At 65.6% G+C, this 25761-nt stretch carries 21 protein-coding genes; 13 read left to right on the top strand and 8 right to left on the bottom strand.

What is annotated here, in order from left to right:
- The first annotated feature begins 152 nt into the window (after positions 1-152).
- The 3 genes from ACP7EG_RS23160 to ACP7EG_RS23150 all read left to right on the top strand — a co-directional run bounded on the left by ACP7EG_RS23160 (position 153) and on the right by ACP7EG_RS23150 (position 1866).
- Positions 153-665, top strand: a complete 513-nt coding sequence (locus ACP7EG_RS23160; protein ID WP_426089466.1) for a methylated-DNA--[protein]-cysteine S-methyltransferase — start codon at positions 153-155, stop codon at positions 663-665.
- On the top strand, positions 662-1579 hold the full coding sequence (gene xerD, locus ACP7EG_RS23155; RefSeq protein ID WP_426089465.1) for a site-specific tyrosine recombinase XerD: 918 nt from the start codon (positions 662-664) through the stop codon (positions 1577-1579). The genes ACP7EG_RS23160 and xerD overlap by 4 nt, the downstream gene beginning before the upstream one ends.
- A gap of 80 nt (positions 1580-1659) precedes the next feature.
- Positions 1660-1866 (top strand): hypothetical protein, encoded by a 207-nt coding sequence (locus ACP7EG_RS23150; RefSeq protein WP_071075595.1) that lies wholly within the window; start codon positions 1660-1662, stop codon positions 1864-1866.
- A 70-nt stretch (positions 1867-1936) separates the two neighbouring features.
- Here ACP7EG_RS23150 and ACP7EG_RS23145 read toward each other — a convergent pair whose 3' ends face one another.
- From ACP7EG_RS23145 to ACP7EG_RS23135, 3 genes are read right to left on the bottom strand one after another with little or no spacing between them, the layout of a single operon-like run.
- Positions 1937-3214: a TolC family protein gene (locus tag ACP7EG_RS23145; protein WP_426089464.1), complete on the bottom strand. Its 1278-nt coding sequence runs from the start codon at positions 3212-3214 to the stop codon at positions 1937-1939.
- Positions 3201-6305: an efflux RND transporter permease subunit gene (locus ACP7EG_RS23140; protein ID WP_426089463.1), complete on the bottom strand. Its 3105-nt coding sequence runs from the start codon at positions 6303-6305 to the stop codon at positions 3201-3203. The genes ACP7EG_RS23145 and ACP7EG_RS23140 overlap by 14 nt, the downstream gene beginning before the upstream one ends.
- Entirely contained in the window at positions 6298-7422 is a 1125-nt protein-coding gene (locus tag ACP7EG_RS23135; RefSeq protein ID WP_426089462.1) for an efflux RND transporter periplasmic adaptor subunit, read from the bottom strand. The genes ACP7EG_RS23140 and ACP7EG_RS23135 overlap by 8 nt, the downstream gene beginning before the upstream one ends.
- 228 nt (positions 7423-7650) lie before the next feature.
- Here ACP7EG_RS23135 and ACP7EG_RS23130 point away from each other — a divergent pair, with 228 nt between their 5' ends.
- Complete coding sequence (locus ACP7EG_RS23130) at positions 7651-8331, top strand: response regulator transcription factor (RefSeq protein ID WP_426089461.1); 681 nt, start codon at positions 7651-7653, stop codon at positions 8329-8331.
- Positions 8324-9721, top strand: a complete 1398-nt coding sequence (locus ACP7EG_RS23125) for a sensor histidine kinase (protein WP_426089460.1) — start codon at positions 8324-8326, stop codon at positions 9719-9721. Before ACP7EG_RS23130 ends, ACP7EG_RS23125 begins: the two co-directional genes overlap by 8 nt.
- Here ACP7EG_RS23125 and ACP7EG_RS23120 read toward each other — a convergent pair.
- The 4 genes from ACP7EG_RS23120 to ACP7EG_RS23105 form a co-directional block, all read right to left on the bottom strand.
- Positions 9713-10021 carry a hypothetical protein gene (locus tag ACP7EG_RS23120; protein WP_426089459.1) on the bottom strand — a complete coding sequence of 103 codons (309 nt, stop codon included), beginning with the start codon at positions 10019-10021 and terminating at the stop codon, positions 9713-9715. The two genes, ACP7EG_RS23125 and ACP7EG_RS23120, sit on opposite strands and share 9 nt — an antisense overlap.
- Positions 10021-10740, bottom strand: a complete 720-nt coding sequence (locus tag ACP7EG_RS23115; RefSeq protein WP_426089490.1) for an MgtC/SapB family protein — start codon at positions 10738-10740, stop codon at positions 10021-10023. Before ACP7EG_RS23115 ends, ACP7EG_RS23120 begins: the two co-directional genes overlap by 1 nt.
- Positions 10741-11104: 364 nt before the next feature.
- The gene (locus tag ACP7EG_RS23110) at positions 11105-14218 is read right to left on the bottom strand and encodes an efflux RND transporter permease subunit (RefSeq protein ID WP_426089458.1); all 3114 of its coding nucleotides are present in this window, start codon (positions 14216-14218) and stop codon (positions 11105-11107) included.
- Positions 14219-14221: 3 nt separating this feature from the next.
- Positions 14222-15454, bottom strand: a complete 1233-nt coding sequence (locus tag ACP7EG_RS23105) for an efflux RND transporter periplasmic adaptor subunit (RefSeq protein ID WP_426089457.1) — start codon at positions 15452-15454, stop codon at positions 14222-14224.
- Positions 15455-15848: 394 nt separating this feature from the next.
- Between ACP7EG_RS23105 and ACP7EG_RS23100 the strand changes: the two genes are divergently transcribed.
- Positions 15849-18371 carry a sensor domain-containing protein gene (locus ACP7EG_RS23100; protein ID WP_426089456.1) on the top strand — a complete coding sequence of 841 codons (2523 nt, stop codon included), beginning with the start codon at positions 15849-15851 and terminating at the stop codon, positions 18369-18371.
- Here ACP7EG_RS23100 and ACP7EG_RS23095 read toward each other — a convergent pair.
- Positions 18368-19330: an endonuclease/exonuclease/phosphatase family protein gene (locus ACP7EG_RS23095; RefSeq protein ID WP_426089455.1), complete on the bottom strand. Its 963-nt coding sequence runs from the start codon at positions 19328-19330 to the stop codon at positions 18368-18370. The genes ACP7EG_RS23100 and ACP7EG_RS23095 overlap by 4 nt on opposite strands.
- Positions 19331-19367: 37 nt before the next feature.
- Here ACP7EG_RS23095 and ybaK point away from each other — a divergent pair, with 37 nt between their 5' ends.
- The 7 genes from ybaK to ACP7EG_RS23060 all read left to right on the top strand — a co-directional run bounded on the left by ybaK (position 19368) and on the right by ACP7EG_RS23060 (position 25714).
- Complete coding sequence (gene ybaK, locus ACP7EG_RS23090; protein WP_096237741.1) at positions 19368-19859, top strand: Cys-tRNA(Pro) deacylase; 492 nt, start codon at positions 19368-19370, stop codon at positions 19857-19859.
- A gap of 97 nt (positions 19860-19956) precedes the next feature.
- Positions 19957-20601, top strand: a complete 645-nt coding sequence (plsY, locus tag ACP7EG_RS23085) for a glycerol-3-phosphate 1-O-acyltransferase PlsY (protein WP_426089454.1) — start codon at positions 19957-19959, stop codon at positions 20599-20601.
- Between the two features lie 90 nt (positions 20602-20691).
- On the top strand, positions 20692-21357 hold the full coding sequence (locus tag ACP7EG_RS23080; RefSeq protein ID WP_426089453.1) for a DsbA family oxidoreductase: 666 nt from the start codon (positions 20692-20694) through the stop codon (positions 21355-21357).
- Between the two features lie 70 nt (positions 21358-21427).
- Positions 21428-21718 carry a DUF427 domain-containing protein gene (locus ACP7EG_RS23075; protein WP_426089452.1) on the top strand — a complete coding sequence of 97 codons (291 nt, stop codon included), beginning with the start codon at positions 21428-21430 and terminating at the stop codon, positions 21716-21718.
- A 37-nt stretch (positions 21719-21755) separates the two neighbouring features.
- The gene (locus ACP7EG_RS23070) at positions 21756-22721 is read left to right on the top strand and encodes a DUF2157 domain-containing protein (protein ID WP_426089451.1); all 966 of its coding nucleotides are present in this window, start codon (positions 21756-21758) and stop codon (positions 22719-22721) included.
- Positions 22718-24379 carry a GDYXXLXY domain-containing protein gene (locus ACP7EG_RS23065; RefSeq protein ID WP_426089450.1) on the top strand — a complete coding sequence of 554 codons (1662 nt, stop codon included), beginning with the start codon at positions 22718-22720 and terminating at the stop codon, positions 24377-24379. Before ACP7EG_RS23070 ends, ACP7EG_RS23065 begins: the two co-directional genes overlap by 4 nt.
- A gap of 102 nt (positions 24380-24481) precedes the next feature.
- Positions 24482-25714 (top strand): metal-dependent hydrolase, encoded by a 1233-nt coding sequence (locus ACP7EG_RS23060; RefSeq protein ID WP_426089449.1) that lies wholly within the window; start codon positions 24482-24484, stop codon positions 25712-25714.
- Positions 25715-25761 lie beyond the last annotated feature (47 nt).

The following is a 25761-nucleotide window of genomic DNA, read 5'->3' as shown; positions in this document are numbered from 1 at the left end:
GAAGCAATATTTGAAGCGCACCGACTGGTGCGCTTTTTTTTCGTGCGCGGGAAACGTCCGCCCACCTGTCCGAAGACGGTGCATAATCGCCAGAGTGCACCATGGTGTGCCTGCAAGTTGTATATTTGCCACACTTGAATAATGATCAGCAGATGAAAAAACAACAGGACAGTGAACTGTTCAGCGCCATCGTGGCAGCGCCCTTCGGCGCCATGGGCGTGCGCGCGCAGGGCGGCCAGTTGCGCGAACTGGTCTACCTGCCGCCGCACTTCGCCGAAAAGGCGGCGCAGGATGCCGTCTCCGAGCGCGCGTGCGTGCAACTGGCGCGTTATTTCGTCGATCCCGATTATGTCTTTGACTTGCCGCTGGCCGAGCTGGGCAGCGCCTACCAGCAACGCGTATGGGCGGCGATTGCGGGCATCCCGCGCGGCCGGGTGCGCACGTATGGCGACGTGGCGCGCCTGATCGGCTCGGCGCCGCGCGCCGTCGGCCAGGCCTGCGGCGCCAACTGGTATCCCGTGGTCATACCCTGCCACCGGGTCACGGCCGCTGGCGGCCTGGGCGGCTTTGCCCACCACGACGATGCCAGCGGTTTTCACCTGGGCGTGAAGCGCTGGCTGCTGGCGCATGAAGGCGTCGAAGGTATGGGGTGGTCAACACGATGATGAACAGCCTGCTGGCGCCCGATAACGCCACCCTGATCGATGAATTCTGCGACAGCCTGTGGCTGGAAGACGGCCTGTCGAAAAACTCGCTGGACGCTTACCGGCGCGACATGCGTCTGTTCGCGCGCTGGCTGGAAGTGGCGCGGCCCGGCCGCGAAGGCCTGTACGAGGTGTCCACGGCCGACGTCGAAGCGTATTTCGCCGCCCGCCACGACGAGAGCAAGGCGACGTCGTCGAACCGGCGCCTGTCCGTGCTCAAGCGCTTTTACCAGCTGGCCTTGCGGCACAAGCATATCGCGGCTGATCCCTGCCTGAAGATGGTCTCGGCCAAGCAGCCAGCGCGCTTCGTGCATACCCTGAGCGAAGCGCAGGTGGAAGCGCTGCTGGCGGCGCCCGACGTGAGCACGCCGCTGGGTCTGCGCGAACGCACCATGCTGGAGCTCATGTATGCGAGCGGTTTGCGCGTGTCGGAGCTGGTGGACTTGCAATCGGTGGAACTGAGCCTGAACGATGGCGTGCTGCGCATCACGGGCAAGGGCAGCAAGACGCGGCTGGTGCCGTTTGGCGAGCAGGCGCGGCTGTGGATCGAGCGCTACCTGAAGGAGGCGCGCGGCGTCATCCTTGATGGCCAGATGGACGATGCGCTGTTCGTCACACGGCGCGGGGGCGCCATGACGCGGCAAATGTTCTGGGTCATCATCAAGAAACACGCGATGAACGCCGGCATCACGGCGCCGCTGTCGCCGCACACCCTGCGCCACGCGTTCGCCACGCATTTGCTGAACCATGGCGCGGACTTGCGTGTTGTGCAATTGTTACTGGGACACTCCGATATCTCCACCACGCAGATTTACACGCATGTGGCGCGCGAACGGCTGAAACTGCTGCATGCGCAGCACCATCCGCGAGGCTAAACATTTGGTGTTTGGTCCAATTACGTCATAATGTGCCTTATGTGCTTATCTGTAACATCTAAAAACTAAAGAGGTAGTAAATGGCCAAGACAAATTTCCAATACGAAAAACGGCAAAAAGAGCTGGAAAAGAAGAAGAAAGCCGAGGAAAAAGCCAGGCGCAAGCTGGAAGCGAAAAACAATCCCAAGGCTGCCGATGGCACTGAAGGCGAAGAAGCAGATGCAGACGATGCCGATGACGCCGCAGATGCGGCGGCCGAAGGCGACGCTCCCGCCCAGCCGCAGTAATTACCCGTTCCTGATGACCGGTGCGGCGCCGCCGCGCCGGCATCTCTTCGTTCTACCTTTTCCCCTCCCGCTATAAGCGCGGCCGCTGGCCGATCGCCAGTTGCAGCTGCGTGCTGGCGATGGCTACGTCGGCGCGCGCCTGCAGATAGCCCTGCCAGGCGTCGTCGGCCGAGTGCTGCGCGGCCAGCCATTCCAGCAGCGAGGCATTACCGCTGAAGTAGGACAGGCGGATGCCGTCAACGACCTTTTGTGCATCGAGCAGCACGCCGTCGCGGTAGCGCGCCAGCCGCTCCTGCGCCGTGCGCAGATGCAGCTGCGCCGCGCGCACGTCCGTTTCGGCTTTCAACTCTGCCTGGCGCAAGGCCAGCATCGCTTGCGTGACGCCGGCCTCGGCCTGCACCACGTCGCCCTTGTCGCGCCGCGACAGCGGGATGGGGATGGCCAGCGAGATGGACAGCGCGCGTGAACGGGGCGACCCTTCCACCGGTTCGCCATGGGCATCGATGCCGTCGTGGTAGCCGCGCACGGCGGAGAGGCCCAGCGTCACGGTGGGATCGACGGAGCGGTTGGCGCGCACCAGCGCCGCGCCATCGCGCAGATTGTCCAGCGTGGCGCGGGCGATGCGCACATCGCTGCGTTCGCGCAGCGCCTGCGGCACGAGGGTGCCGGTGTCGCCGCCCGCAAAGGCGGTGAAGTCGCAGGCCAGCTGCGCTTCGGGAAACAGCGCATCGAGCTGGCGCCCCAGCGGCGGCGACAGTTCCAGCATGGCGCCCTGCGCCTCGCTGCGTGCCTGCGCCAGTTCGGCCTGGAACTGGTCGCGTTCCACGCGCGACTGCAGCAGCTCGATGCCGCCCACGTCGCCTGCCTTGCGCCGCACCACGTTCGCCTCGACCACTTTCGACAGGGCCGCCATGGTCTGCTCCTTGCGCGCCAGCACCTCGCGCGTGCGGCACGCTTCCGTGTAGGCTGTCGCCGCATTGGCGTACAGTTCGCTCCTGAAGCCGGCCACCGTTTCCTCGGCGACGGTGACATTGCTGCGCGCCGCTTTCAGACGCGCGGCGCGCTTGCCGCCCGTTTCGATGGCCATGCTGATGGCCGGCGTCCAGGTGATGGGACGGCGTTCGATCGAACGCGGCGTTTCGCGCGCGGCGCCCAGGGTCAATTCCGGATCGGGGCGCAGGCCGGCGATGCCGATGCCGGCCTTGGCCGAGCCGATGCTCTCGTTCTGCGCTTTCAGCTCCAGGCTGTGCGTTTCCACGGCGCTCAGGTAGGTGTCGAAGGTCAGAGGCGCGGCGATGATGGCGGGCGAGATCAGGCAGCCGGCCAGGATCAAGTTAAAGCGTGTCATGGGATGCTCCATCAGTGTGGTTACGGCGTTGTTCCAGATGCGCCTCGATCAGGTAATACAGGGCCGGCAACAGCAGCAGGGTGAGTGCCGTCGCCGTCACCAGGCCGCCGACCACTACGGTGGCCAGCGGGCGCTGCACGTCGCTGCCCAGGCCGGTGGCCAGCATGGCCGGCGTCAGGCCCAGCGCGGCCACGGTGGCCGTCATCAGCACGGGACGCATGCGGTCGCGCGCGCCTTCGAGAACGGCATCGCGCAGGCTCTTGCCTTCGTCGGCGCGCAAACGGTTGATCTGCGCCAGCATCAGCACGGCATTCAATACCGCCACGCCGAACAGGGCGATGAAACCGACGGCGCTCGAGACATTCAAGGTCATGCCGCGCAGGTGCAGCGCGGCCAGGCCGCCCAGCATGGCCAGCGGCACGGCCAGCAAGACCAGGGCCGGCTGGCGCAGGTTGCGGAACTGGCCGAACAGCAGCAGGAACATGGCGCCCAGGGTCATCGGCAAGATGATGGCCAGGCGGCTCTCCGCGCGCTGCAGGTTTTCAAACTGGCCGCCCCATTCGACGCCGATGCGCTGGTGCTCGTCGGCGACGGTCCTGGCCACCAGCGGGCGCGCTTCGGCCAGGAAGCCGGCCAGGTCGCGTCCGCGGGCGTTCAGGCGCACGATGATGTGGCGCCGTCCCATCTCGCGCACGATTACGCTTTCGCCCGAAGTGGTGCTGATCTGCGCCACCTGCGCCAGCGGCACCTTGGCGCCGTTGGCAGCCGTCAGCATCAGTTTGGCGATGGCGTCCGGACTGGAACGTACCTCGGCGGGGAAGCGCACGGCGATGTCGTAGCTTTTCTCGCCCACGTACACCTGGCCGATGGGTGCGCCGCCGATACCGGTCGAGATCAGGTCGGCCACGTCGGCCGCGTTAATGCCGTAGCGGGCCGCCTTTGCCCTGTCCAGCTCCACCTTCAGGTTGGGCAGCGGCGGCTCCACGTCCACCGCCACGTCGGAGGCGCCACGGACTGTTTTCAGCGCTTGCGCCACCCTGCCGGCGATGCCGCGCACTTCGTCGAGGTCGTCGCCGAATATCTTCACCGTCAGGTCGCTGTGCGCGCCCGACAATTTATCCTGCACGCCGTCGATCATCGGTTGCATGAAGGCCACCGTGTAGCCGGGCATGCGCGCGAAGCGCTCGCTCATTTTGGCGATCAGCTGCTGCTTGTTCATGCCCGACTTCCAGCTTTTATAGGGATGCAGGCCTACGCTGACCTCGATGTGCGACGGCGTCCAGTAGTCGGTGCCGTCGTCGTTGCGCCCCGTTTGCGTGACGATGGTCGACACTTCCGGGAACTCCAGCGCGGCGCGGCGCAGTTCGCTGGCCATCTCGGATGCCTTGTCCAGGGTGATCCCGGGCGGCATCTGCACTTGCAGCCATAACGAGCCTTCATCGAGATAGGGCAGGAAGTCACGCCCGATGCTGCCGCCCAGCAGGGCCAACCCTGCCAGCGACGCGGCGCACACCATCGCCACCCAGCGTTTCTTGCCCACCATGCGCTCGAGGAAGCGGCCATATGCTGCCGCCAACTGTTCCAGCACGCGGTTATGGAAGGTGCGGCGCGGCTTGCGCAATGCCAGCCAGGCCAGGCCCGGTATCAGCACCAGCGCCACCACCAGCGCGCCCACGAGTGCCGCACCGACCGCATACGCCATCGGCGAGAACAGCTTGTATTCGATGCGCTGGAAGGCGAACAGGGGCAGGTAGGCGGCGATGATGACGGCCATGCCGAACATGATGGGGCGCGCTACCTGCAGGGTCGCCTCGATCGCGTCATGGATGGTGAGCGGGCGCTCCTGCTCGCGCTCGCGGCGGCGCAGCATGTTTTCCAGCACCACCACGGAGCCGTCGACAAGGATGCCGAAGTCGATCGCGCCCAGCGACAGCAGGTTGGCGGGAATTTTAAAATGGTGCATGAAGATGAAGGCGATCAGCAGGGCCAGCGGAATCGTCAGCGCCACGATGGCGGCCGCGCGCGGGCTGCCCAGGAACAGCAGCAGCACCAGGGCGACCAGCAGCATGCCTTCGCCCAGGGTGTAGCCCACCGTGTGCAGGGTGGCGTCGATCAGCGCGCTGCGATCCAGGTAGGCGACCACCTTGACGTCTTTCGGCAGCAGATTGTTATTCAAATCGTCCACGGCCGCATGGATGCCCGCCAGCGCCTCGGACGGGTTGAAATCCTTCAGCAGCAGGGTGATGCCTTCGATGGTGTCGGGATTGTTGTCCTTGCCGAGGATGCCACGCCGCTCCACGTTGCCGTAGGCGAGCTTGCCCAGGTCCTTCACCAGCACGGGTATGCCATTCTTGCTGCTGACGACCACGTTGCCCATGTCGTCCAGCGAATGCAGCAAGCCCACGCCGCGCACCACGTATGATTGCTGGCCGCGGTCGATGACGCTGCCGCCGCCGCTGATGTTGTTGGCGTTGATGGCGTCCTTCACCTGCGCCAGCGAGAGGCCGTAGCTATCCAGTTTTGCGGGATCGAGTTCCAGCATGAATTGCGTCGTCAGGCCGCCGAAATTGCTGACGTCGGCCACGCCGCGTACTTTTTGCAGGCGCGGGATGACCGTCCAGAACTGCAGCTCCGACAGCTCGCGCAAGGAGCGCGTTTTCGATTCCAGCGTGTAGCGGTAGATTTCGCCCGTGGGCGAAGTGTAGGGGTCGAGCCCCGGCTTGGCGTCGTACGGCAAGTTCACGCTGGCCAGGCGCTCCTGCAGCCGCTCGCGCGTGAAGTAGCCATCGCTGCCATCCTCGAACACGACCGTGATCAGCGACAGCGCGAACAGGCTGCGCGTGCGCAGCACATGCATGCCGGGCGTGCCCAGCAAGGCGCGCTCCAGCGGTATCGTGATCTGCTGTTCGATTTCCTCGGCGCCCAGGCCCGGCACCTGCGTGACGATCTGCGAGGTGACGTCGGCGATGTCGGGGTAGGCTTCGATGGGCAGCTGCTTCCAGCAATACACGCCGTACAGGGTCACGCACAACAGTACCAGCCAGACGATGCCGCGCCGCTGGCAGCAGGTGGCGATGAAACGATCAACCATTGAGCAGCACTCCTTCCTTGACGACGATGCGTTCGCCCGCCTTCAGGCCGGAGACGATTTCCACCTGGTCGCCCCGGCTGGCGCCCACCTGCACCACGCGCGCCTCAAAACGCAGCGGGCCGCGTTCGACCATCACGCGCGTCACCAGACCGCTTTGCAGCAGTGCCGCCGCGGGCACCATCAGGCCGTGCCGCGTGGCGCCGGCGAAACCGGCGTGGGCGAACATGCCCGGCTTGAAAATGCCGCTGCGGTTGTCGATGGCCACGCGCACCTTGACGGTGCGCGTCTCGCTATCGAGCACGGCGCCCACATAGGCGACCTTGCCCTCAAAATCTTTGCCGGGCCAGGCGTCGAGCGTGATGCGGGCCGCCTGGCCCACGGCCACCTGTGCCAGGTCCCTTTCGGCCACGTTGGCCGACAGCCACACGGTGGACAGGTCGGCCACCGTCATGACGGGCGCGTTGATATCGTTCCAGTAGCCGCCTTGGGCGCCGCTCATCTCGATCACGGTGCCGGCGATCGGCGAGCGCAGGACGTAGTCGCGGCGCGAGCCGCCGGCGCTGGCGCCGTACTGGGCCAGCTTGTCGGCGCTGGCATGCGCATCGCTGTTGGCCTGGTCGAAGGCCGCCTGGGCAGCCTCGTAATCCTTGTGCGCGGCGATCTCCGCCTCGAACAGGGTCTTCTGGCGCTGCAGTTCCTGGCGCGCCTGCAGCAGGGCGGACTTCGCCTTGCTATCGTCCGCGTGCGCGGCGCTCAGCTCCGCCGAATCCAGGGTGAACAGGGCATCGCCGGCCTTGACGCTGTCGCCCAGGGCGCGCTGCAGGCGCGTGATGCGGCCCGACAGGGGCGGCGTGATTTTCACCAGCTTTTCCGGCATGGCTTCGATGCTGCCCGGCGCATCGGTCTGCGTGGCGATTTCCTGTTCCTGCACGGGCGCGATTTGCAGGCGCTGGCGCAGTGGCGACGTTTTCGGCACCGTGATGGTGCCGTCGTCCTGGTGCATCGACTGGACGGGCGGCGTGGCCGCCGCCATCGGTTTGGCGCAGCCGGCCAGGGCCGAGCAGGCGAGAGCGAGGGCGCAGCTGGCGCCCAGGGCGTTGCGGGTGGTCGTGTTCATCCCGTGTTTCCTTGTTATTGATGGTGATGGGGCATGCGTGGATGCCGTGCCCAGGCGGGCGGTCAGAGGGGAGCGCGGGCAGCGATATGACAGCGCCGGAAAAGCATAGCAATGTCGTCCTGAAGAAGCTCCCAAGAACGCCTGAATCATTCTTCAGGTTCGGTCGCGCCAGGGCCTGGCGCGTTAAAATGCGCGTATGGAAAACATAGCGCTCGATGAAAGGCAGGCATGAGAATCCTTCTGGTGGAAGATGACCGCAAGGCGGCGCGCCTGCTGGCGCGGGGCTTGCAGGAAGAGGGCTTCGTCGTCGACGTGGCGCACAGCGCCGAGGAGGGCGAGGACGAAAGCTATGCGGTCGCTTACGACTTGATCGTGCTCGACTGGATGTTGCCGGGCAAACAGGGCATCGACTTTTGCCGCGATTTGCGCGCGCGCGCCATCCAGACGCCCGTGCTGATGCTGACCGCGCGCGACGCCACGGCCGACCGCGTGGCGGGCCTGAACATGGGCGCCGACGATTATCTGACCAAACCGTTCGAGTTCGAGGAACTGCTGGCGCGCATCCGCGCGCTGCTGCGCCGCTCCGACATCAGCCGCCCGCTGGTGCTGGCGCTGGCCGACCTGACGCTCGATCCCGTCAGCCACCAGGCGACGCGGGCCGGCGCGCCGCTGGTGCTCACGCCCAAGGAATATGCGATTCTGTTGATCCTGCTGCGGCACACGGGCGAGGTGGTCAGCCGCGCGCGCCTGGCCGAGCAGATCTGGCAGGCGGACCTGATCGGCATCGACAACCTGATCGATGTCCACGTGCGCAATCTGCGGGGAAAAGTGGATGCGCCCGGCCTGCCGCCCTTGATCCACACGGTGCGCGGACGCGGTTTCCGCCTGGCGGAAAACAACGGTGGCTAGCTTCCGCAAGCGCCTGCTGCGGGTGCACCTGGCCGTCATCCTTGCCATCGTCGCCTGTACCGCGCTGGCCGGCTACTGGGGCCTGTCGCGCGCCGTGCATGGCCAGCTCGATGCGGCCCTGCTGGCGCTGGCCGAGACGGAAATGGCCATGCTGCCGGCCGCGCCGCGCCAGCCCGTGCAGGTGCACGAGGTGGCGTCGGGCCTGGCGCCGCCTTCCCTGACGCGGCTCGACCGCCTGGTGCAGATCATCGATGGCGAAGGCCGCGTGCTGGCGCGCAGCCGCAACCTGGAGGCGGCGCAGCTGCCGGCGTCACCCATTCTGCTGGCGCGCCTGGCGGCTGGCGAGACCGTCTTCGAAACCCTGCCCAAGTTCGGCGAGGAGCCGCTGCGCATGGTTTCCATCCCCGTACCCGCGTCCGGTGCGCTCCTGGCGGTGCAGGTGGCCGGTTCGCTCGATGACGTCAACCACGTGCTGGCCGCGGCCACCGTGCTGTTTGGCGCCATGGCGCTGGCCTTGCTGGCCGCCGTTGGGCTGGCTGGCGAAATGCTCACGCGCCGCGTGCTGGGTGCCATCGACGACGTGGTGCAGCAAGCGCATTCGATCGGCGAAGCCAGCCTGCACCAGCGCCTGCCCCATCCCGGCACGCAAGACGAGATCGGCCGCCTGGTCGATACCCTGAACGCCATGCTGGAGCGCCTGGAACACGGCTACGATGCGCAGCGGCGCTTCACGGCCGACGCCTCGCATGAATTGCGCTCGCCCCTGTCGCGCCTGCGCACGGAAATCGAAATCACCTTGCGCCGCCCGCGCGACACGCCCGAGTATGTCGATGCGCTGGCGTCCTGCCTCGATGAAGTGCAGCGCCTGACGACCCTGGTGGAAGAACTCTTGATGCTCACGCGCCTGGACGTGGGCCAGGAGCGCAATGCCGTGGAAACCATTGCACTCAATCCGCTCGTGCGTGCGGCCGCGCAGCGCCTGGAAAAGGCGGCAGCGCAGCGCGGCATCCGCATCGTCTTCGATGCAGGCGTGGCCGTGCACGCGCGGGTGGCGGCCGGCCCGGTGGATCTGGTGCTGGCCAATCTGCTGGATAACGCCGTGAAGTTTTCACCGCCCGACAGCGTCATCACCGTCTATGTATCGCGCGAGGGCGAGCATGTGCTGGTGGGTGTGAGCGACGCTGGACCGGGCATCGGCGTGGAAGACTTGCCGCATCTGTTCGAACGCTTTTATCGTGGCGCCAGGGCGCGCGCGGGCGAGGCGCCCGGCTTCGGCCTGGGCCTGGCCCTGTCGCAAGCCATCGTGCACGCGTATGGCGGCAGTATCGAGGCGCAGAACCGCCCCGGTGGCGGCGCGCTGTTCCTCCTGCGCCTGCCCGCTTCAAACTGAGGGCAGCACGCCTTCCCAGCGCACCTGCCGCACTTGCGGCCAGGCGCCCGCGCGGTTGACGAAGCGCACCAGTACGGCGCGCTGCGCGGCCTGGCACAGCACCGTGGCGATCAGCTGCACCACCTGCCTGGCCTCGTCCCAGCTGCGCAGCATTTGCGACGGGGCCAGGCCCGCGCCCTTGAGTTCGGCCAGCAGCAGGCGCACCACGTGGTCGGCTTGCGCGGCCGGACAAGTGACGGTCAGGCGGTAGGTGGCCATGGCAGGACCGCGCCTGGCAAACCAATGGAAAAAATTTTTCATCACACTCCCCGCTCGGCGACAAATTCCGCGTTATTCACCAGCGCCCAGCGCACGGCCGAGACGCTGCCTTCCAGGCTGACCTGGCTGACGATCTGCTCCAGCAATCCCAGGCTGGACAAGGGCGTGAGCAGGTCGGCGCGCACTTCGATGCGCCCGGCCTGCGCCGCGTCCTCGCTGTGCAAGGATTGCAGCATCAGCGCCGGCATGCCGCTGATCAAGCGCAGCATCAGCTTGCGCACCTGCACTTCCTGCTCCGCCTCGCACACGGCCGTGACGCGGTAGATGCTTTCCGTCTCGATGCCCGCTTCGCTGCCGTGCGCATTGATGCGTTGCGCCAGGTGGCGCAGCACCAGGTTGGCGACCAGCACGAAGCCCGTGCCGATGGCCGCTTCCAGCGCGAAACCGAGGCCGCACAGCACTCCGATGGCGGCCGAGCACCACAGGGTGGCGGCCGTGTTCAGGCCGCGCACCGTCATCCCTTCACGCATGATGACGCCGGCGCCCAGAAAGCCGATGCCCGACACCACCTGCGCGGCGATGCGCAGGTGGCCATCGGGATCGCCTTCGAGCACGGAGACCATCACGAACAGCGAGGCGCCGACGGATACCAGCGCGTTCGTGCGCAGGCCCGCCATGCGCTGGCGCAGCTGGCGTTCGGCGCCGATCATGGCGCCCAGGCTCAATGCCGCGGCAACGCGCAGCGCAAAATCAAATACCACCATCAGTTTCTCCCGGCTGGGGAGGAACAGGCGAGTGCAAGGGCGAAGACAATTCGCCCCGAAAGGGGGCAGCAGGCGATAACGGTGGAACGATGAGGAGGGAAGTGGCAGCGAATGGACATCGCCGCTGGTAAAACCGCACCTTGCCATGGGCCAGGCGGGCGGAATGCGCGCGTCTTGCCTAAGGCCGATCGCCGATGGTCAATCGACTACTGTCACTGGAACAAGCACCCACGAGTCACTCCATATCATTGATAACGGGGGACAGTCTAGCCAGTGGGGCCGCTTTGGTCAACTGAAGCTCTCTTCAGGAAGCCGCCGCGTCGTCCCCGCCAATGCGGGGACGGTGAAGGCGACCGGTCTATCAGTGGGCGTGTGCTTTGCCATCGTCGGCGGATTCAGCATGTTCGCTGCCGCCGAAAAAGCGTGCGGCGCGCTTGCCCAGGCTGTCGAGGTAGGTGTAGGCGACGGGCACCACCACCAGCGTCAATAGCGTCGAGGTAATCACGCCGCCGATGACGGCGCGGCCCATGGGCGCTTGCGATTCGCCGCCGTCGCCCATGCCGATGGCCATCGGCAGCATGCCGAAGACCATCGCCAGGGTCGTCATCAGGATGGGGCGCAAGCGCACTTGCCCCGCTTCCATCAACGCTTCGAACTGTCCCAGGCCCTCGCGCTGGCGCTGGTTGGTGAAGTCCACCAGCAAAATCGCATTCTTGGTGACCAGGCCCATCAGCATGATGAAGCCGATCACGGAGAAGATGTTCAGGGTGCTGCCCGTAATCAGGAGAGCCAGCAGGACGCCGATCAGGGACAGCGGCAGCGACACCATGATGGCGATCGGCTGCAAGAAGCTGCCGAACTGCGACGCCAGCACCAGGTAGATGAAGATCACGGCGATCCCCAGCGCCATCATCGCGCCGCCCATGGTCTCGGCCATCTGCTGCGCATTGCCGGCCACGTCGAAGCGCACGCCGGGTGGCAGGTCGATGGACTTGATGGCCTTCTGCACGTCGGCGTCGACGTCGCCGGCAGGGCGGCCCTGCACGCCCGCATAGATGGCGACGCGGCGCTGCAAGGCCTGGCGTTTCAGCACTTGCGGGCTGGACGACGGTACGAATTCGACCACCTGGCGCAGCGGAATCATGACCGGCTTGCCATTCGCATCGAGCTTGCTGGACGCCAGCGACAGGTCGGCCAGGTCGGCCACTTTCTGGCGGCCCGACTTGGGCAGCTGCACGTTGACGTCATAGTTTTGCCCGTCGGACGCCAGCCAGTGGCTGACCGTGTCGCCCGCCACGAACGGACGCAGGGCATTGCCGATCTGCTGCACCGACAAGCCCAGGTCGCTGGCCAGTTCGTTGTTGATCTTCACCGTGGTCGACGGGTTGGCGCCTTCCTGGCTGTATTCCATGTCGGCCAGGCCCTTGATGGTGCGCATCTTGTCCATCAGGCGGTGTGCCACTGCATCGAGCTTGCCTTCGTCCGTGCCCAGGATGGCGATGAAGATGGGGCGGTTGCCGACCGACAGGGTGATGCCGGCAATCGGCGCCAGGCGTTCGCGGATCAGCTTTTCCAATTCCTGCTGCGAGCGGCGCTTGTGCGTCTTGATGTCCGTCAGCTTCAGGTTCACTTCGGCCGTGTTGCGGCCTTCCTCCGTGCCGATATTGGCCACCAGGCTGTCGATCTCGGGAAATTCCTTCAGGGCCGTTTCGATCTGGTGCACCTTGGAATCCGTGTAGGCGAGGCTGGAGCCGACGGGCGTCTTGAAGCGCAGGTTGACCCAGCCCTGGTCCGTTTCCGGGAACATTTCGCCGCCGATCATCGGCACGAGCATCAGGCTGCCCGCGAACAGCGCGACGGCGGTGGCCAGCGTGGTCTTGCGCCAGCGCAGGGCCACTTTCAATACCTTGCCGTACCAGACGTGCAGGTGGTCGATGCCCGTCTCGATCCAGGCCATGAAGCGGCCCAGCCACGGCACGTACTTGAAGCGGTCCTTGACGGGGTCGCGCCAGACGGACGACAGCATGGGGTCGAGCGTGAAGCTGACGAACAGCGAGACGAGAACGGCGACGGCCACGGTGATGCCGAACTGCAGGAAGAAGCGGCCGATGATGCCGTCCATGAAGGCGACGGGCACGAACACGGCGACGATGGCGAACGTGGTGGCCATCACGGCCAGGCCGATTTCATTGGTGCCGTCGTTGGCCGCCTTGTAGTGGTTCTTGCCCATGCCCAGGTGGCGCACGATGTTTTCGCGCACCACGATGGCGTCGTCGATCAACAGGCCAATGCACAGGGACAGCGCCATCAGGGTCAGGAAGTTCAGGGTAAAGCCGAACGCCTTCATGGCGATGAAGCTGGCCAGCACGGAGATCGGCAGGGTCAAGCCCGTGATGATGGTCGAGCGCCACGAGTGCAGGAACAGGAAGACGATCACCATGGTCAGCACGGCGCCTTCGATGATGGTGCGCTTGACGTTATTGAGCTGGCTTTGCACGCGTTCCGACTCGTCGTCCAGCACGCGCAGGGTGATATCGGGCGGCAGGGTCTTTTGCAGGTCCGCCGCCACTTTCAGGATGCCGGTGCCCACTTCGACCACGTTGGAGTCCTGCACCTTGGTGATTTCCATGGTCACGGCTTGCTGGCCGTTCATGCGCGAAATCGACAGTTCTTCCTGCTCGCCGTCGACCACGGTGGCCACCTGGTCCAGGTAGACGGGGCCGATGGCGCGGCGCGCGACGATGATCTTGCCGAATTCGCGCGCATCCTTGATCTTGCCTTCCACGCGCACCAGTTGTTCGGCCGCACCATGGCTGATGGAGCCGGCGGGCAAATTGGTATTCGTCGCCTGGATGGCGCGGATGACTTCATCGACGCCGATGCCCTGGGCATTGAGTTCGATCGGCTTCATGCTGATGAGGATCTGGCGCGCGCGCAGGCCGCGCAGCTTGACTTGTCCCACGCCGGCCACCCCCTGGAAGCGCTTGCTGATGATCTGCTCCGTCATGGTCGACAGCGAGCGCAGGTCATGCCCGCTCGACGTCAGCACGATGGTGGCGATGGGGCGCTCGTTGTCGCCTTCGGCGCGCGCGATAAACGGGTCCTTGGCTTCCTTCGGGAAGCGCGGGCGCACCAGGGCCACCTTGTCGCGCAAGTCCTGCATGGCCTTGTCCATGTTGGTCGACAGCTCGAATTCCAGGTACACGCCGGCGCGTCCTTCCCACGAGTTGGCGCGGATGGTCTTGATGCCGCTGACGGTGTTGACGGCGTCTTCGATGGGGCGCGTGATGTCGTTTTCCACGGCTTCCGGCGAGGCGCCCGGGTAGTTCACTTCAATGGCGGCGAACGGAAACTGCACGCTGGGCATGCTTTCCACGCCCAGGCCCCGGTAGGAAAATATACCGAGCACCACCAGCGCCACCATGACCATGGTGGCGAAGACGGGGTTTTGAATACTGACTTTGGTCATCCACATGGCTTAATCCTTCCGTGCCAGCACGGCCGCCGGTGCAGCAGGGGCAGCGGCGGGCGCGGCGAAGGTCACGCTGTGGCCAGGTTTCACGCCATCGAGTTTGGCGATGATGACTTTGGCGCCCGGCACCAGGCCGGATTTGACTTCCGCATAGCCTTCATCCTCGTTGCGCAGTCCCAGTGTGACGGGTTGGGCGACGACCTTGTTGTTCACCAGCGCGTACACGACGGGGCCCTGCTTTTCATGGCGCACGGCCGTCAACGGCACCAGCGGCGCCACGGGCGAGCGCTCGGTGACGATGCTGCCCTTGGCGAACATGCCGCCGCGCAGCGCGCCATCGCCATTGTCGACGGCGATGTAGACCAGCATGGCGCGCGAGCCGCTCTCGGTGGTGGGGTTGATGCGCGTGACCTTGCCGGCAAAGTCGCGCGCGCCGAAGCCGTCGACCTTGAAGTGCACGTCCTGGCCCAGCTTGATGCGGGGAATGTCCGCGCTGGGCACGGGCGCTTCCAGGGTCAGTTGCGCCAGGTTGACGATGGTGTAGACGGGCATGTCGGGCGAGACTTTTTCGCCGGCCTGCAGATGGCGCTTGCTGACGATGCCGGCCATCGGTGCGCGGATCACCGTGTCGGCCAGCGCGATGCGGGCGATATCGACCATGGCGGCGGCGGACTTGACGTTGGCGCGCGCCAGGTCGACGGAGTTTTGCGTCGTGTCGTAGGCCGTCTGAGAAATGTATTTTTGCTTGAGCAGGGCCTGGCTGTTCGCCTCATTCTTGGCCGCCATGGACAGGCGCGCCTGCGCTTCGTCGAGCATGGCTTGCTGCTGCGTCAGGCGGGCGCGCAGGTCGGCCGCATCCAGGCGCACGAGGATTTGCCCGTTGGCCACTTGCTGGCCTTCCTGCAAGGTCGTTTCCTGGATCACGCCGGAGACCTTGGCCTTGATGGTGGCCTGGGTCACGGGCGCCAGCGAGCCGGACAGGGGCAGGCTGATGCTGAGGGCGCGCGCATCGATGGCGGCCACGTCGCCCTGCGCCAGTTCATGCACGGGCGTCTTTTCCTGTTCCTTCTTCTTGCTCGCTTGCTGTTCGGCCGCCTTGGCCGCCTGTTGCTTCGACTGCATCACCGTCCAGCCGCCGCCGGCCAGGCCCAGCACGACCAGGATCAGCACGGGGGTACGCCAGCGCCGGCGGCGCGTGGCGGCAAGGGGAGAGGCGGGGGGCAGGGTCTCGTTTTTCATAGATTTTTTTTCAGGAGCGGCGCAGGGGCTCGGCGCCAGGTCTCGGTACGGACCCGGCCTGTCGCTGGCCGGGAGGGAATTCGGGTAGCGCATCGCCGTGGCGGCCGCAGGCAGCACGCCTGCCGCTGCGGCCGTTCACGGCGATGCGCATGTTGCCACTTTAGGAAGATTCAAGTCCGGCCGCCATCGCCGTGCGACAGATTGCACAAAATCGGGGCTGAAATGCAAAAAACGGCGACCAAAGACCACTGCCAGCATGCATGCCGCGCACGTCACGATGCTTGCGCATGCTCAAGAAGCCGATTCGCCAGCGCGCAAGAATGGTCGGGATGGTTGCGCCACCGGACAGGCCACACGCCGCCGGTTGCCGCGTCGCCACGCCACGGGGGGCCTGATGTCTGATCGGATTGTCGGAGCCGCGCCGTCGCCGGGGCGCCTGCTTGCCGCTGCCGAACCGCAGGCGGGGCCGGCCGCCAAGGCACTCGACTTGCTGTCCATCATCGTCGCCGCCGTCGAACAGGCGCCTGGCCTGGCCGTGCGTGGCATCGACCGCGACGGCATCGTGCGCTACTGGAGCACCGGCGCGGCGCGCTTGTATGGCGTGGCGGCCGAGTTGGCGCTGGGCCAGCCGTGGGCCAGGGTGGCCGCTTCGCTGCCGGAGGCCGCCAGCCTGGCCGAGGAGGGGGCCGGCGAACTGGCGGCCGTGTGGGAGAGCGGCAAGGCGCGCAGCACACGCCTGTGGAAGCTGGACGCCGATGGGGCCGCGCCACGCTGCATCTGTTCCACCGTGTTTCCCGTCATCCAGGCCGGACGCGTGCGGCAAGTGGTGTGCATCGATGTCGACATCACGGCCAGCGGCCAGGATGGCGCCGCGCTGGGTGCCTTGCTGCTGATGGGCGACAATTTTCGCCAGCTGTACGACAAGTCCGCCGACGCCATCGTATTGCTGCGCGACGAGTACATCGCCGAAGCCAATCCTGCCGCCATTGCCCTGTTTCAATGTGAAGACCGGCCACGGCTGCTGGGGCGCCGCCTCAGCGACTTTTCGCCGCTGCGCCAGCCCGATGGCGCATTGTCGTCGTTGCGCGGCACGCAGTTGGCGGCGCAAGCCCACGCCGACGGCAACTGCCGCTACGACTGGCGCTATCAGACGTGCGCGGGCCAGCTGTTCTGGGGCGAAGTACTGCTCACTTCCGTCACGCTTGACCACACCTATCTGTTTTACGCCGTGATCCGCGATATTTCCTCGCGCAAACTGGCCGAGCGGGACCTGTACTTGTCGATGCAGGTCATCGAGCATGCCAGTGTCGCCATCGTGGTGATGGACCCGCAGCAGCGCGTCGTCAGCATGAATCCCGCGTACAGCGAAATCAGCGGCTACAGCCTGGACGACATGCTGGGCAAGCCTTTCGTCCAGCACGGCGTGGAGCCGGACGCGCCGGCTTTTTTCGACCATGTGTGGGACGAAGTCGAGGCCAACGGCTATTGGCAAGGCGATATCGCGGGCCAGCGCAAGGCGGGCGGGCGCTATCCGGCCTGGCTGTCGCTGACGGCCATCCGCGACAGCCAGGGGCAATTGAGCAATTACCTGGCCATCCTCAGCGATATCAGCGAGCGCAAGAAAAACGAGGAGCACACGCGCCACCTGGCCGAGCACGATTTCCTGACCGACTTGCCGAACCGGGTGCTGCTGCTGGACCGGCTGTCGCAGGCGCTGGCGGCCGCGCGGCGCAAGCTGAGCATGCTGGCCATCCTGTACCTGGACCTCGACCACTTCAAGCACATCAATGACAGCATGGGCCACCACGTGGGTGATTTGCTGCTCAAGGAAGTGGCGCGGCGCCTGGTGCGCTGCGTGCGCGGCGTCGACACCGTCAGCCGGCATGGCGGCGATGAGTTCGTCATCATCCTGGCCGAGGTGGGCGGCATCGACCAGGTGGCCCATGTGGCGTCCAGCCTGCTGCATGCCGTCACGCAGCCCTATCAGTTGGGCGAATACGAACTGCAGGTGTCGACCTCGATCGGCGTGGCGATCTTTCCCAGCGATGGCGACAGCATCGACACCCTCGTGCACAACGCCGATATCGCCATGTACCATGCCAAGGAAAGCGGGCGTAACAATTTCCAGTTTTTCAATGCCGAGATGAATGCGCAAATCGTCGAGCGGGCCAGCCTGGAGCAGGGCTTGCGCGCCGCGCTGGGCCGCGATGAATTCATGCTGGAGTTCCAGCCCGCGCTCGATGTCGCCAGCGGGAAAGTCGTCGGCGCCGAAGCGCTGTTGCGCTGGCGCCACCCGCAACTGGGCGTGCTGCCGCCCGAGCGCTTCATCGCCGTGGCCGAGGAGTGCGGCTTGATGGTATCGATCGGCAACTGGGTACTGCAGCAAGCTTGCCGGCGCGCGCGCGTCTGGCACGATGCGGGCCAGGCCTGGCGCGTGGCCGTGAACCTGTCGCCGGCGCAATGTCTGCACAATAATTTATTGCTCAGCGTGCAAGAGGCGCTGGCCGTGTCGGGTTTGCCTGCCGCCTGCCTGGAACTGGAAGTGACGGAGTCCTTGCTGATGAAGGGCGGCGCGCGCCTGGCCGGCGTGCTGGCGCAGCTGCGCGCGCTGGGCGCCAGGCTGGCCATCGACGATTTCGGTACCGGCTATTCGCGCCTGGCCAATCTGCGCCATTACCCGGTGGATAAACTCAAGATCGATCCATCCTTCCTGCCCACCGCGGCCGGCGAGTCTGACACGGCCGTCGCCGCCACCATCATCGCCATGGCGCGCGAACTGCAATTGACGGTGATTGCCGAAGGCGTGGAAACGGCGCAGCAGCTGGCTTATCTGCGGGGGCAGGGCTGCCAGCAATACCAGGGACGCTATGCCAGCGCGCAAGTCGCGGGTAGTGTTCTGGCGAAATTATTGAACTAGTCAATATTTCCCAGCAACTTGATGCGCGCCAGCACCTGGCCATGGTCGGAGGCGTGTGGCAGGCCCAGCAGTAAATGGTCGTTGAGATAAGTCACTTCCTGCAACACCCCGATGGCGCGCGGCGAGGCGTGATGAAAATGCTCGGATACGAGGATGTGGTCGATCGTCATGTAGGCGCTGTCGTGGATATTCGTGTAACCCACGTGGCGCGCCGCATCCTGGCGCAGCTGGATGGCGTTGGCGTCATACAGGCGCGCGCGCATTTCCATGCCTGGTTCGCACGGCGCGCCCGCGCCCATGACGATGGCCGTAGTGACGGCATTGGCGATGTCGTTGAAGTCGCCGAGCACGATGCGGGGACGGCTGCTGTGGCCCAGTTCGCTTGCCAGCACGCGCAGGGCCACCGCTTCCGCGCCGCGCCGCTGCAGCGAGCGCAGGTTGGCCAGTGCGTAGGCGGCCGCGTCGTTGCCGTCGCCATGGCGGTAGTCGGGCCGGCGCGATTTCAAGTGCACCACGACGACGTCCGTGAGTTGTCCGCCCGGCAAGATAACCTGCACGTGCAGCGGTGCGCGGGCGAAGCGGCAGGTGTTGTCATCGGCGGACACGCTCACGCCGGCCGGGAAACTCGCCCAGGTGACACCGGCGCCGGCCAGCGGCAGGCGCGACACCAGCGCCACCGTGGGCAGCATGCGTCCTGCCGCATCCATCGCATCGTGGCCGGCCAGGGTGGCTGTGCGGTAATGGCGCGTGCGCGACAGCACGTCGCGCAAGGCCGCTTGCGAGAAAATTTCCTGGAAGCCGATCACGTCGGCGTCGAGCAGGTCGATTTGCCGCGCCGTCCATTCCGCCTTGGCTTCATATTGCGCCGGGCTCAATGGCTCCAGGTTGTCATACAATTTCGCCCCGGCGGGGGCAAGGTTGCAGACATTGAATGTGGCAAAGCGGATTTCTTGCTGCATAATTAGCACTCCTCACTGAACGATCAGCGTATCACGCATGGCTAAAAAAGAGCATATTTCCGAAACTCAGGCGACGCAGCTGCTGCGCAAGCATCAGGTTTCCTTCGATGAACACCCATATCCCTACGAGGAGCACGGCGGCACCAGCGTCTCGGCGCGCGAGCTGGGCGTGCCCGAACATGCGGTGATCAAGACCCTGGTGATGCAGGACGAGACGGCCAAGCCGTTGATCGTGCTCATGCATGGCGATTGCAAGGTGTCGACCAAGAACCTGGCGCGTGGCATCGGCTGCAAGTCCGTCGAGCCTTGCAAGCCTGAGGTGGCGCAGCGCCATTCCGGCTACATGATCGGCGGCACCTCGCCATTCGGCACCAAAAAAGCGATGCCCGTGTACGTGGAGCAATCCATCCTGGACTTGCCGCGCATCTACATCAATGGCGGGCGGCGCGGTTTTCTCGTCTCGCTGGCGCCGCAGGTACTCATGGATTTGCTCAATGCCAAGCCGGTGCAGTGCGCGTTGCAGGATTAAGGAAATCGTCCAAAGCCTGTTGCGGGGCATGGAGCATGGTGTATATTCTGCTGCGCCAGCCTCGACGCTGGTGCAATAAACATAATAAAGGGAAGAAATGAATCCAGTAATCACAACCGTGGCAATGACAGTGGCCGCTTACTTGCTCGGCTCGATATCGTTTGCCGTGGTGATGAGCAAGGTCTACGGCATTGCCGATCCGCGCACCTATGGCTCGAAAAATCCGGGCGCCACCAACGTGCTGCGCAGCGGCAACAAAGGCGCCGCCGTCATGACCCTGCTGGGCGATGGTGCCAAGGGCTGGCTGGCCGTGTTCCTGGCCGATCATTTTGCCAGCGCCCTGGGCGTGGGCGACACGGCCGTGGCCCTGGTGGCCATCGCCGTCTTCCTCGGCCATCTGTGGCCCGTGTTCTTCCGCTTCGTCGGCGGCAAAGGCGTGGCCACGGCCCTCGGTGTGTTGCTGGGGATTAATCCCTGGCTGGGCCTGGCGACCCTCGCCACCTGGCTGATCATCGCCTACGCCTTCCGCTATTCTTCGCTGGCAGCGCTGGTGGCGGCCCTGTTCGCGCCGTTTTACTATGGCTTGCTGTTCGGCCTCGATCCCATCTTGCTGGCTGTCATCGTCATGAGCGTGCTGCTGGCTTACCGCCACAGCCAGAACATCGCGAACTTGCTCTCTGGTAAGGAAAGCAAGATCGGTGGCAAGAAGGACGCGGCCAAGGCCGCTGGCAAGAAGAAGTAAGCGCTTGATTTCCCGCGGCCCGCACGCATATGCTGTGCTTGCGGCGCCGCGCGGTGCGGCCGCCACCGACTCGCGCAAAGGCTGCCCACCATGAGTTCCACTCCCGCCACACCCGTTCCCATCCGTATCGACTTCGTTTCCGACGTTTCCTGCCCCTGGTGCGTGATCGGCCTGAAATCGCTGGAGCAAGCCTTGGACAAGCTGGACGGTAGCGTCCAGGCCGAGATCCACTTCCAGCCCTTCGAGTTGAACGCCAGTATGCCGGCCGAAGGCGAGGATATCGGCGAACACATTGCCCGCAAATACGGTTCCAGCCCGGAACAGATGGCGCAGTCGCGCGAAGCGATCCGCGCGCGCGGCGAGCAGTTGGGCTTTACCTTCGCAATGGACAAGCGCGGCCGTATCTACAACACGTTTGATGCGCACCGGCTGCTGCATTGGGCCGGGCTCGAAGGGCGCCAGAAGGCACTCAAGATGGCGCTGTTCGATGCGTATTTCACACAGGGCCAGAATCCGTCCTCGCACGAGGTGCTGCTGGCCGTGGCCGGCAAGGTGGGCCTCGATGGCGTGAAAGCGGCCGAGGTGCTGGCCTCCGATGCTTATGCGGACGAGGTGCGCGCGCAGGAGCGGTTCTACCAGCAGAACGGCATCAACTCGGTGCCTGCCGTCATCATCAACGAGCGCCACCTGATTTCCGGCGGCCAGCCTCCCGAAGTGTTTGAGCAAGCCTTGCGCCAGATCATCGCTGGCGCTTGAGCGGGGCGCCAATGGCGCGCGCCATGGCAGACTTTTTGCGCTACACTCGGCGCAGAGGGAGGATAGTCAAATGCCAACAGCCAGCTGGAATGGCGCCGTCATCGCGCAAGCCACCGATGCGCAGGTGCAAGTCGTTGAAAACAATATATATTTTCCTTTGTCCAAGGTGACGCAGGAGTACCTGCGTCCCAGCAGCCACACCAGCATCTGCCCGTGGAAGGGCACGGCCAGCTATTACGACCTTGTCGTCGATGGCCAGACGAATGCCAACGCCGCCTGGTATTACCCCCAGCCCAAGGACGCCGCGAGGCAGATTGCCGGCCACGTCGCCTTCTGGCGCGGCGTGAGCGTCGAGCGCTGACCTGACGCTCCCTATTTCCTGACAAAGAAAGCAGACGATGGATTTACGCCTCGCCGTGTACCAACTCGCCTCGGCCAACGCGCTCGATGCCCAACAAACCCGGCAGTTGCAGGAAGTGGCCGGCTTCCAGCGCGAACCCGCGCGCCTGGCCTACTGGCTGCCGCGCGGCGTGGCCGTGCTGGGCGCCGCACTGCTGGGCATGGGTTTGATCTGCTGGGTCGCCGCCAACTGGGAAGACCTGGGCCGCATGGGCCGCTTTGCCCTGCTGCAGGGCGTGTTGGCCGCCACCTGCGTGGGCGCCTTCGCCGTGCCCAAGGCGAGAGTCCCTTTGTTGCTGCTGGCCTTGCTGGCCATCGGCGGCCTGTTCGCGTATTTCGGTCAGACGTACCAGACGGGCGCCGATCCGTGGCAGCTGTTCGCCCTGTGGGCCGCGCTGGCCTTGCCCCTGTGCCTGGTGGCGCGCAGCGATGTGCTGTGGACGCCGTGGATGCTGATTTTTTCGACGGCCGCCGCCCTGTGGATGCAGGCGCATGCGCACCACAGCTGGCGCATCGCTTCAGCCGACTTGTCCATTTTCGTCAGCGGCTGGCTGGCCGTGCTGCTGGCTTGTGCGTTCGTCTCGCCCCTGCTGGCGCGCTGGACGGGCGCGGGCAGCTGGGCCTTGCGCCTGGGCCTGGTGCTCGCCACCATCCTTATCACGGGCACGGCCGTCAGCGCCCTGTTCGGCAGCGAAGTCGAATCGCCGTACTGGGCCGGGCTGGGTTTGCTGGCCATCGCCGCCGTCCTGCTGGCCACGCGCAGCTTGTTTGACGTGTTCGGTCTGAGCGCCGTCGCGCTGGGACTGAACACCCTGCTGGTGTGGGGGCTGGGATACATGCTGTTCAATGGCGGTGGCAATGGCGATGGCATCGGCAGGCTGGTGATACTGGGCTTGTTTGCGGCCGTGCTGCTGGCGCTGACCGTGCAAGGCATTTTGTGGCGCACGCGCCAGGAGGCGGCATGAGCAATATGAACAGTCAGCGAGCCGATGCGCTCGCCACCTTGATCGACGACGCCACGCGCGCCGGCCTGCTGCCGCCCGGCGCCGCCCGGCCGCTGCAGGATGTAAGGCCGTGGCCGCTGGTGCTGATGACGGCCTTCGGCGCCTGGCTGGCCGCCATCCCCCTGGTCCTGGCGCTGGGCGCGGGCCTGGAGAGCATCGTGCGCCACGGTCCCGGCGCGTATGTCGTGGCCGCCATCGTGCTGGTGGTGGCCGTGCTGCTGATCCGCACGCGCGGCGTGGCGCTGTTTGTCGAGCAGCTGGCCGTGCCCTGTCTGCTGGTGGGCGGCAGCTTGCTCGGTTATGCCCTGTACCGCGATTGTTCCACGCAGATTGCCTCGCTGCTGCTGTGCCTGGCCTGCCTGGTGGTGGCCGCCGCCTTGCCGCGCGATTGGCTGCGTGTGCTGCTGGGACTGGTCGCCTGCGGTTTGCTGGGACTGGGCATCATCGATAGCACGCGCGACTGGATTTTCGAGAACGATCCAACGCAACTGTATCTGGCCTGGATGCTGGCCCTGGCACTCTGGCTGGGCGCGCACTGGCTGCAGAAGCAGGCCTTCAACGATGGCCGCGGCGCGCCCGTCGCCGCCTTCCTGGAATCGCTGTCGACGGGGTGGGTATTGGCCATCTTGCTGGGACTGGTCTTCTGGTCCGGCATGACCTTCATGCTGGGCGGTGCGCTGGGCGGTGGTGTTGCCGGCGACGTGGCGCGCGAAGTAAGCCGGCACCAGACCAGCGCCTGGTATGCGCAGGCGTTAAATGGGGTGTCGCTCGTGCTGGCCACGGCGGCCGCTGCCTGGACGGGATGGCGCTGGCCGGCCTTGCGCCAGTTGCCCGCCATCGGCGTGGCGCTGGTGCTGGTCGTGCTGGCGTGGTTCATGCCGGCGCTCGGGCCCGTGCTGCTGGTCCTCGCATACTGCGTGACGAGCGGGCGCACGCGCGTGGCCGTGGCGGCCGCGCTGGCGGCGGCGTGGGTCATCGGCAGCTTTTATTACCAGCTGGCCTGGCCGCTGGCCAGCAAGGCGGCGCTGCTGGCCGTGGCCGGCGCCGTGCTGTGCGCCCTGTCGTGGCTGGCTACGCGCGGCGCCGTGCTGCACCTGGTGGAAAGCAAACCATCGGCCGTGGCTGCCCAGAGCCGCAATGTCCGTCTCGGCGTGCTGGGGGGCTTGTTGCTGGTGCTGCTGGTCGCCAATGGCGGCATCTGGCAGAAAGAGCAGCTGATCGCCAAGGGGCAAGCCATCTTCGTGGCGCTGGAACCCGTCGATCCCCGCTCGCTGATGCAGGGCGACTACATGCGCCTCAATTTCGTCAACCTCGGCGTCCTCAGCACCCTGGCCAGCGTGGACCGGGCGCCCGGCCGGCCCCTCGTGGTGGCCAGGCGCGATGCGCGCGGCGTGGCCGAGCTGCTGCGCCCGTACACCAAAGAGGCGCTGGCGCCCGGCGAATTCCTGCTCGAGCTGACGCCGAAGGATGGCAACTGGGTGCTGGTCAGCGATGCCTGGTTCTTCAAGGAAGGCGAGGCGACGCGCTGGGAAAAGGCTCGCTATGGCGAGTTCCGCGTGATGCCGGACGGGCGCGCCTTGCTGGTGGGTATGCGCGGGGAAGATTTACAGGCACTCTAGCCGCTTGATTGAACAAACCCAATGGCAGAATCCGGGGTCGTACCCTGAGGGTACGACCCCAGCCTTTGCTCTTGGGGTGGCCGCATCCTGTAAAATTGCCCTATGGATAATATTACGCATTCGGTCATCGGCCTCGGGGTCGGCGAACTGGTACACCGCAGCCTGCCGCCCGAGCCGCAGGCCCCCGCACAGCGCACCCGGCGTGCGCTGTTTCTCTTTACAGCCTGGTTTGCCAGCAACGCGCCCGACCTGGACCTGGTGCTGACCAAGCTGCTGCCGCGCCCGTTCGGCTACATGTTGCACCACCGTGGCCACACGCATACCTTGCTGCTGGCCTTGCCGCAGGCGCTGCTGTTGCTGGCACTGCTGTGGCTGCTGTGGCCCGGCGCACGCCGCCTGTTGAAGGACAGCGTGCCCGCCCGGCTGGGCCTGGCGGCCTGCTTGCTGCTGGGATTCTGCTTGCATATGGGCATGGATTTCCTCAATTCCTATGGCTTGCACCCGTTTTATCCATTTGACAGCCGCTGGCTGTATGGCGACATGGTTTTCATTGTCGAACCCATGTTCTGGGTGCTGCTGGGCGTGCCCGTGATCATGTCCTTGCGCTACGGCATCGTCAAAAGCGTGCTGCTGGCCGCCCTGGCGGCGGCGCTGTGTTTCTTCACCTATAAATCCTACTTGGCGCCCGCTTCGCTGGCTGTCTTGCTGGGGCTGGGCGTGGTGCTGGCCGTGCTGCAAGGGCGGGCCGGCGAGCGGGGACGGGGAGCGCTGCTGCTGGCCTTCGCGCTGGCCGCCACCTTCATCGGCACGCAGGGCGTGGCCTCGGCCATCGGCCGTACGCGCATCGAGGCGGCCGTGCAGCGGCTGGATCCCGGCACGCGCGTGTGGGATGTGGCGATGACGGCGTTTCCCAGCAATCCCCTGTGCTGGATTTACGTTTCGCTCGACAGCAAGACCGACGTGTACACCTTGCGGCGCGGCACCCTGAGCCTGCTGCCCGAGTCGCTGGCGCCTGCCGCCTGCCCGGCCGGGCTGGCCGAGACGGGCAAGCAAGGACAGCAGTTGGCGCCCGGCATCGCCGTCTCCGCGCAGGCGGCGGGCAGTCTGGCTGCCTTGCGCACCTTGCAGGAAGACAATTGCTATGTCGACGCCTGGTTCCGCTTTGCCCGCATGCCCAGATTGAATGCGGACAAGCTGACGGATGTGCGTTTCAACCCCGGCATGCTGCCCAATTTTACGACCGTGGAGCTGCAGCAGTTCCGCAGCCGCCCGTGTCCCGCCTACGTGCCGGGCTGGGACCGCCCCCGTGCCGACATGCTGGCACCGCCGAAATAGAGAACGGATGTGTTGCTCTTAGGCAAAAAATATCGCGTGTGGGCCTG

The organism is Janthinobacterium sp. PSPC1-1 (assembly GCF_049897625.1).
Classification (GTDB): domain Bacteria; phylum Pseudomonadota; class Gammaproteobacteria; order Burkholderiales; family Burkholderiaceae_D; genus Janthinobacterium; species Janthinobacterium tructae.
The sequence above is the reverse complement of the archived record's forward strand: the minus strand, read 5'-3'. Positions and strand labels throughout refer to the sequence as shown.

What these genes read in the sequence shown, in the direction of transcription:
- ACP7EG_RS23080 (WP_426089453.1), top strand. Translation starts at nt 20,692, where the DNA reads ATGAGTTCCACTCCCGCCACACCCGTTCCCATCCGTATCGACTTCGTT.
- ACP7EG_RS23140 (WP_426089463.1), bottom strand. Translation starts at nt 6,305, where the DNA reads ATGGTTGATCGTTTCATCGCCACCTGCTGCCAGCGGCGCGGCATCGTC.
- ACP7EG_RS23100 (WP_426089456.1), top strand. Translation starts at nt 15,849, where the DNA reads ATGTCTGATCGGATTGTCGGAGCCGCGCCGTCGCCGGGGCGCCTGCTT.
- ACP7EG_RS23160 (WP_426089466.1), top strand. Translation starts at nt 153, where the DNA reads ATGAAAAAACAACAGGACAGTGAACTGTTCAGCGCCATCGTGGCAGCG.
- ACP7EG_RS23110 (WP_426089458.1), bottom strand. Translation starts at nt 14,218, where the DNA reads ATGTGGATGACCAAAGTCAGTATTCAAAACCCCGTCTTCGCCACCATG.
- ACP7EG_RS23120 (WP_426089459.1), bottom strand. Translation starts at nt 10,021, where the DNA reads ATGAAAAATTTTTTCCATTGGTTTGCCAGGCGCGGTCCTGCCATGGCC.
- ACP7EG_RS23060 (WP_426089449.1), top strand. Translation starts at nt 24,482, where the DNA reads ATGGATAATATTACGCATTCGGTCATCGGCCTCGGGGTCGGCGAACTG.
- ACP7EG_RS23070 (WP_426089451.1), top strand. Translation starts at nt 21,756, where the DNA reads ATGGATTTACGCCTCGCCGTGTACCAACTCGCCTCGGCCAACGCGCTC.
- ACP7EG_RS23130 (WP_426089461.1), top strand. Translation starts at nt 7,651, where the DNA reads ATGAGAATCCTTCTGGTGGAAGATGACCGCAAGGCGGCGCGCCTGCTG.
- ACP7EG_RS23105 (WP_426089457.1), bottom strand. Translation starts at nt 15,454, where the DNA reads ATGAAAAACGAGACCCTGCCCCCCGCCTCTCCCCTTGCCGCCACGCGC.
- ACP7EG_RS23065 (WP_426089450.1), top strand. Translation starts at nt 22,718, where the DNA reads ATGAGCAATATGAACAGTCAGCGAGCCGATGCGCTCGCCACCTTGATC.
- ybaK (WP_096237741.1), top strand. Translation starts at nt 19,368, where the DNA reads ATGGCTAAAAAAGAGCATATTTCCGAAACTCAGGCGACGCAGCTGCTG.
- xerD (WP_426089465.1), top strand. Translation starts at nt 662, where the DNA reads ATGATGAACAGCCTGCTGGCGCCCGATAACGCCACCCTGATCGATGAA.
- ACP7EG_RS23150 (WP_071075595.1), top strand. Translation starts at nt 1,660, where the DNA reads ATGGCCAAGACAAATTTCCAATACGAAAAACGGCAAAAAGAGCTGGAA.
- ACP7EG_RS23095 (WP_426089455.1), bottom strand. Translation starts at nt 19,330, where the DNA reads ATGCAGCAAGAAATCCGCTTTGCCACATTCAATGTCTGCAACCTTGCC.
- plsY (WP_426089454.1), top strand. Translation starts at nt 19,957, where the DNA reads ATGAATCCAGTAATCACAACCGTGGCAATGACAGTGGCCGCTTACTTG.
- ACP7EG_RS23135 (WP_426089462.1), bottom strand. Translation starts at nt 7,422, where the DNA reads ATGAACACGACCACCCGCAACGCCCTGGGCGCCAGCTGCGCCCTCGCT.
- ACP7EG_RS23075 (WP_426089452.1), top strand. Translation starts at nt 21,428, where the DNA reads ATGCCAACAGCCAGCTGGAATGGCGCCGTCATCGCGCAAGCCACCGAT.
- ACP7EG_RS23145 (WP_426089464.1), bottom strand. Translation starts at nt 3,214, where the DNA reads ATGACACGCTTTAACTTGATCCTGGCCGGCTGCCTGATCTCGCCCGCC.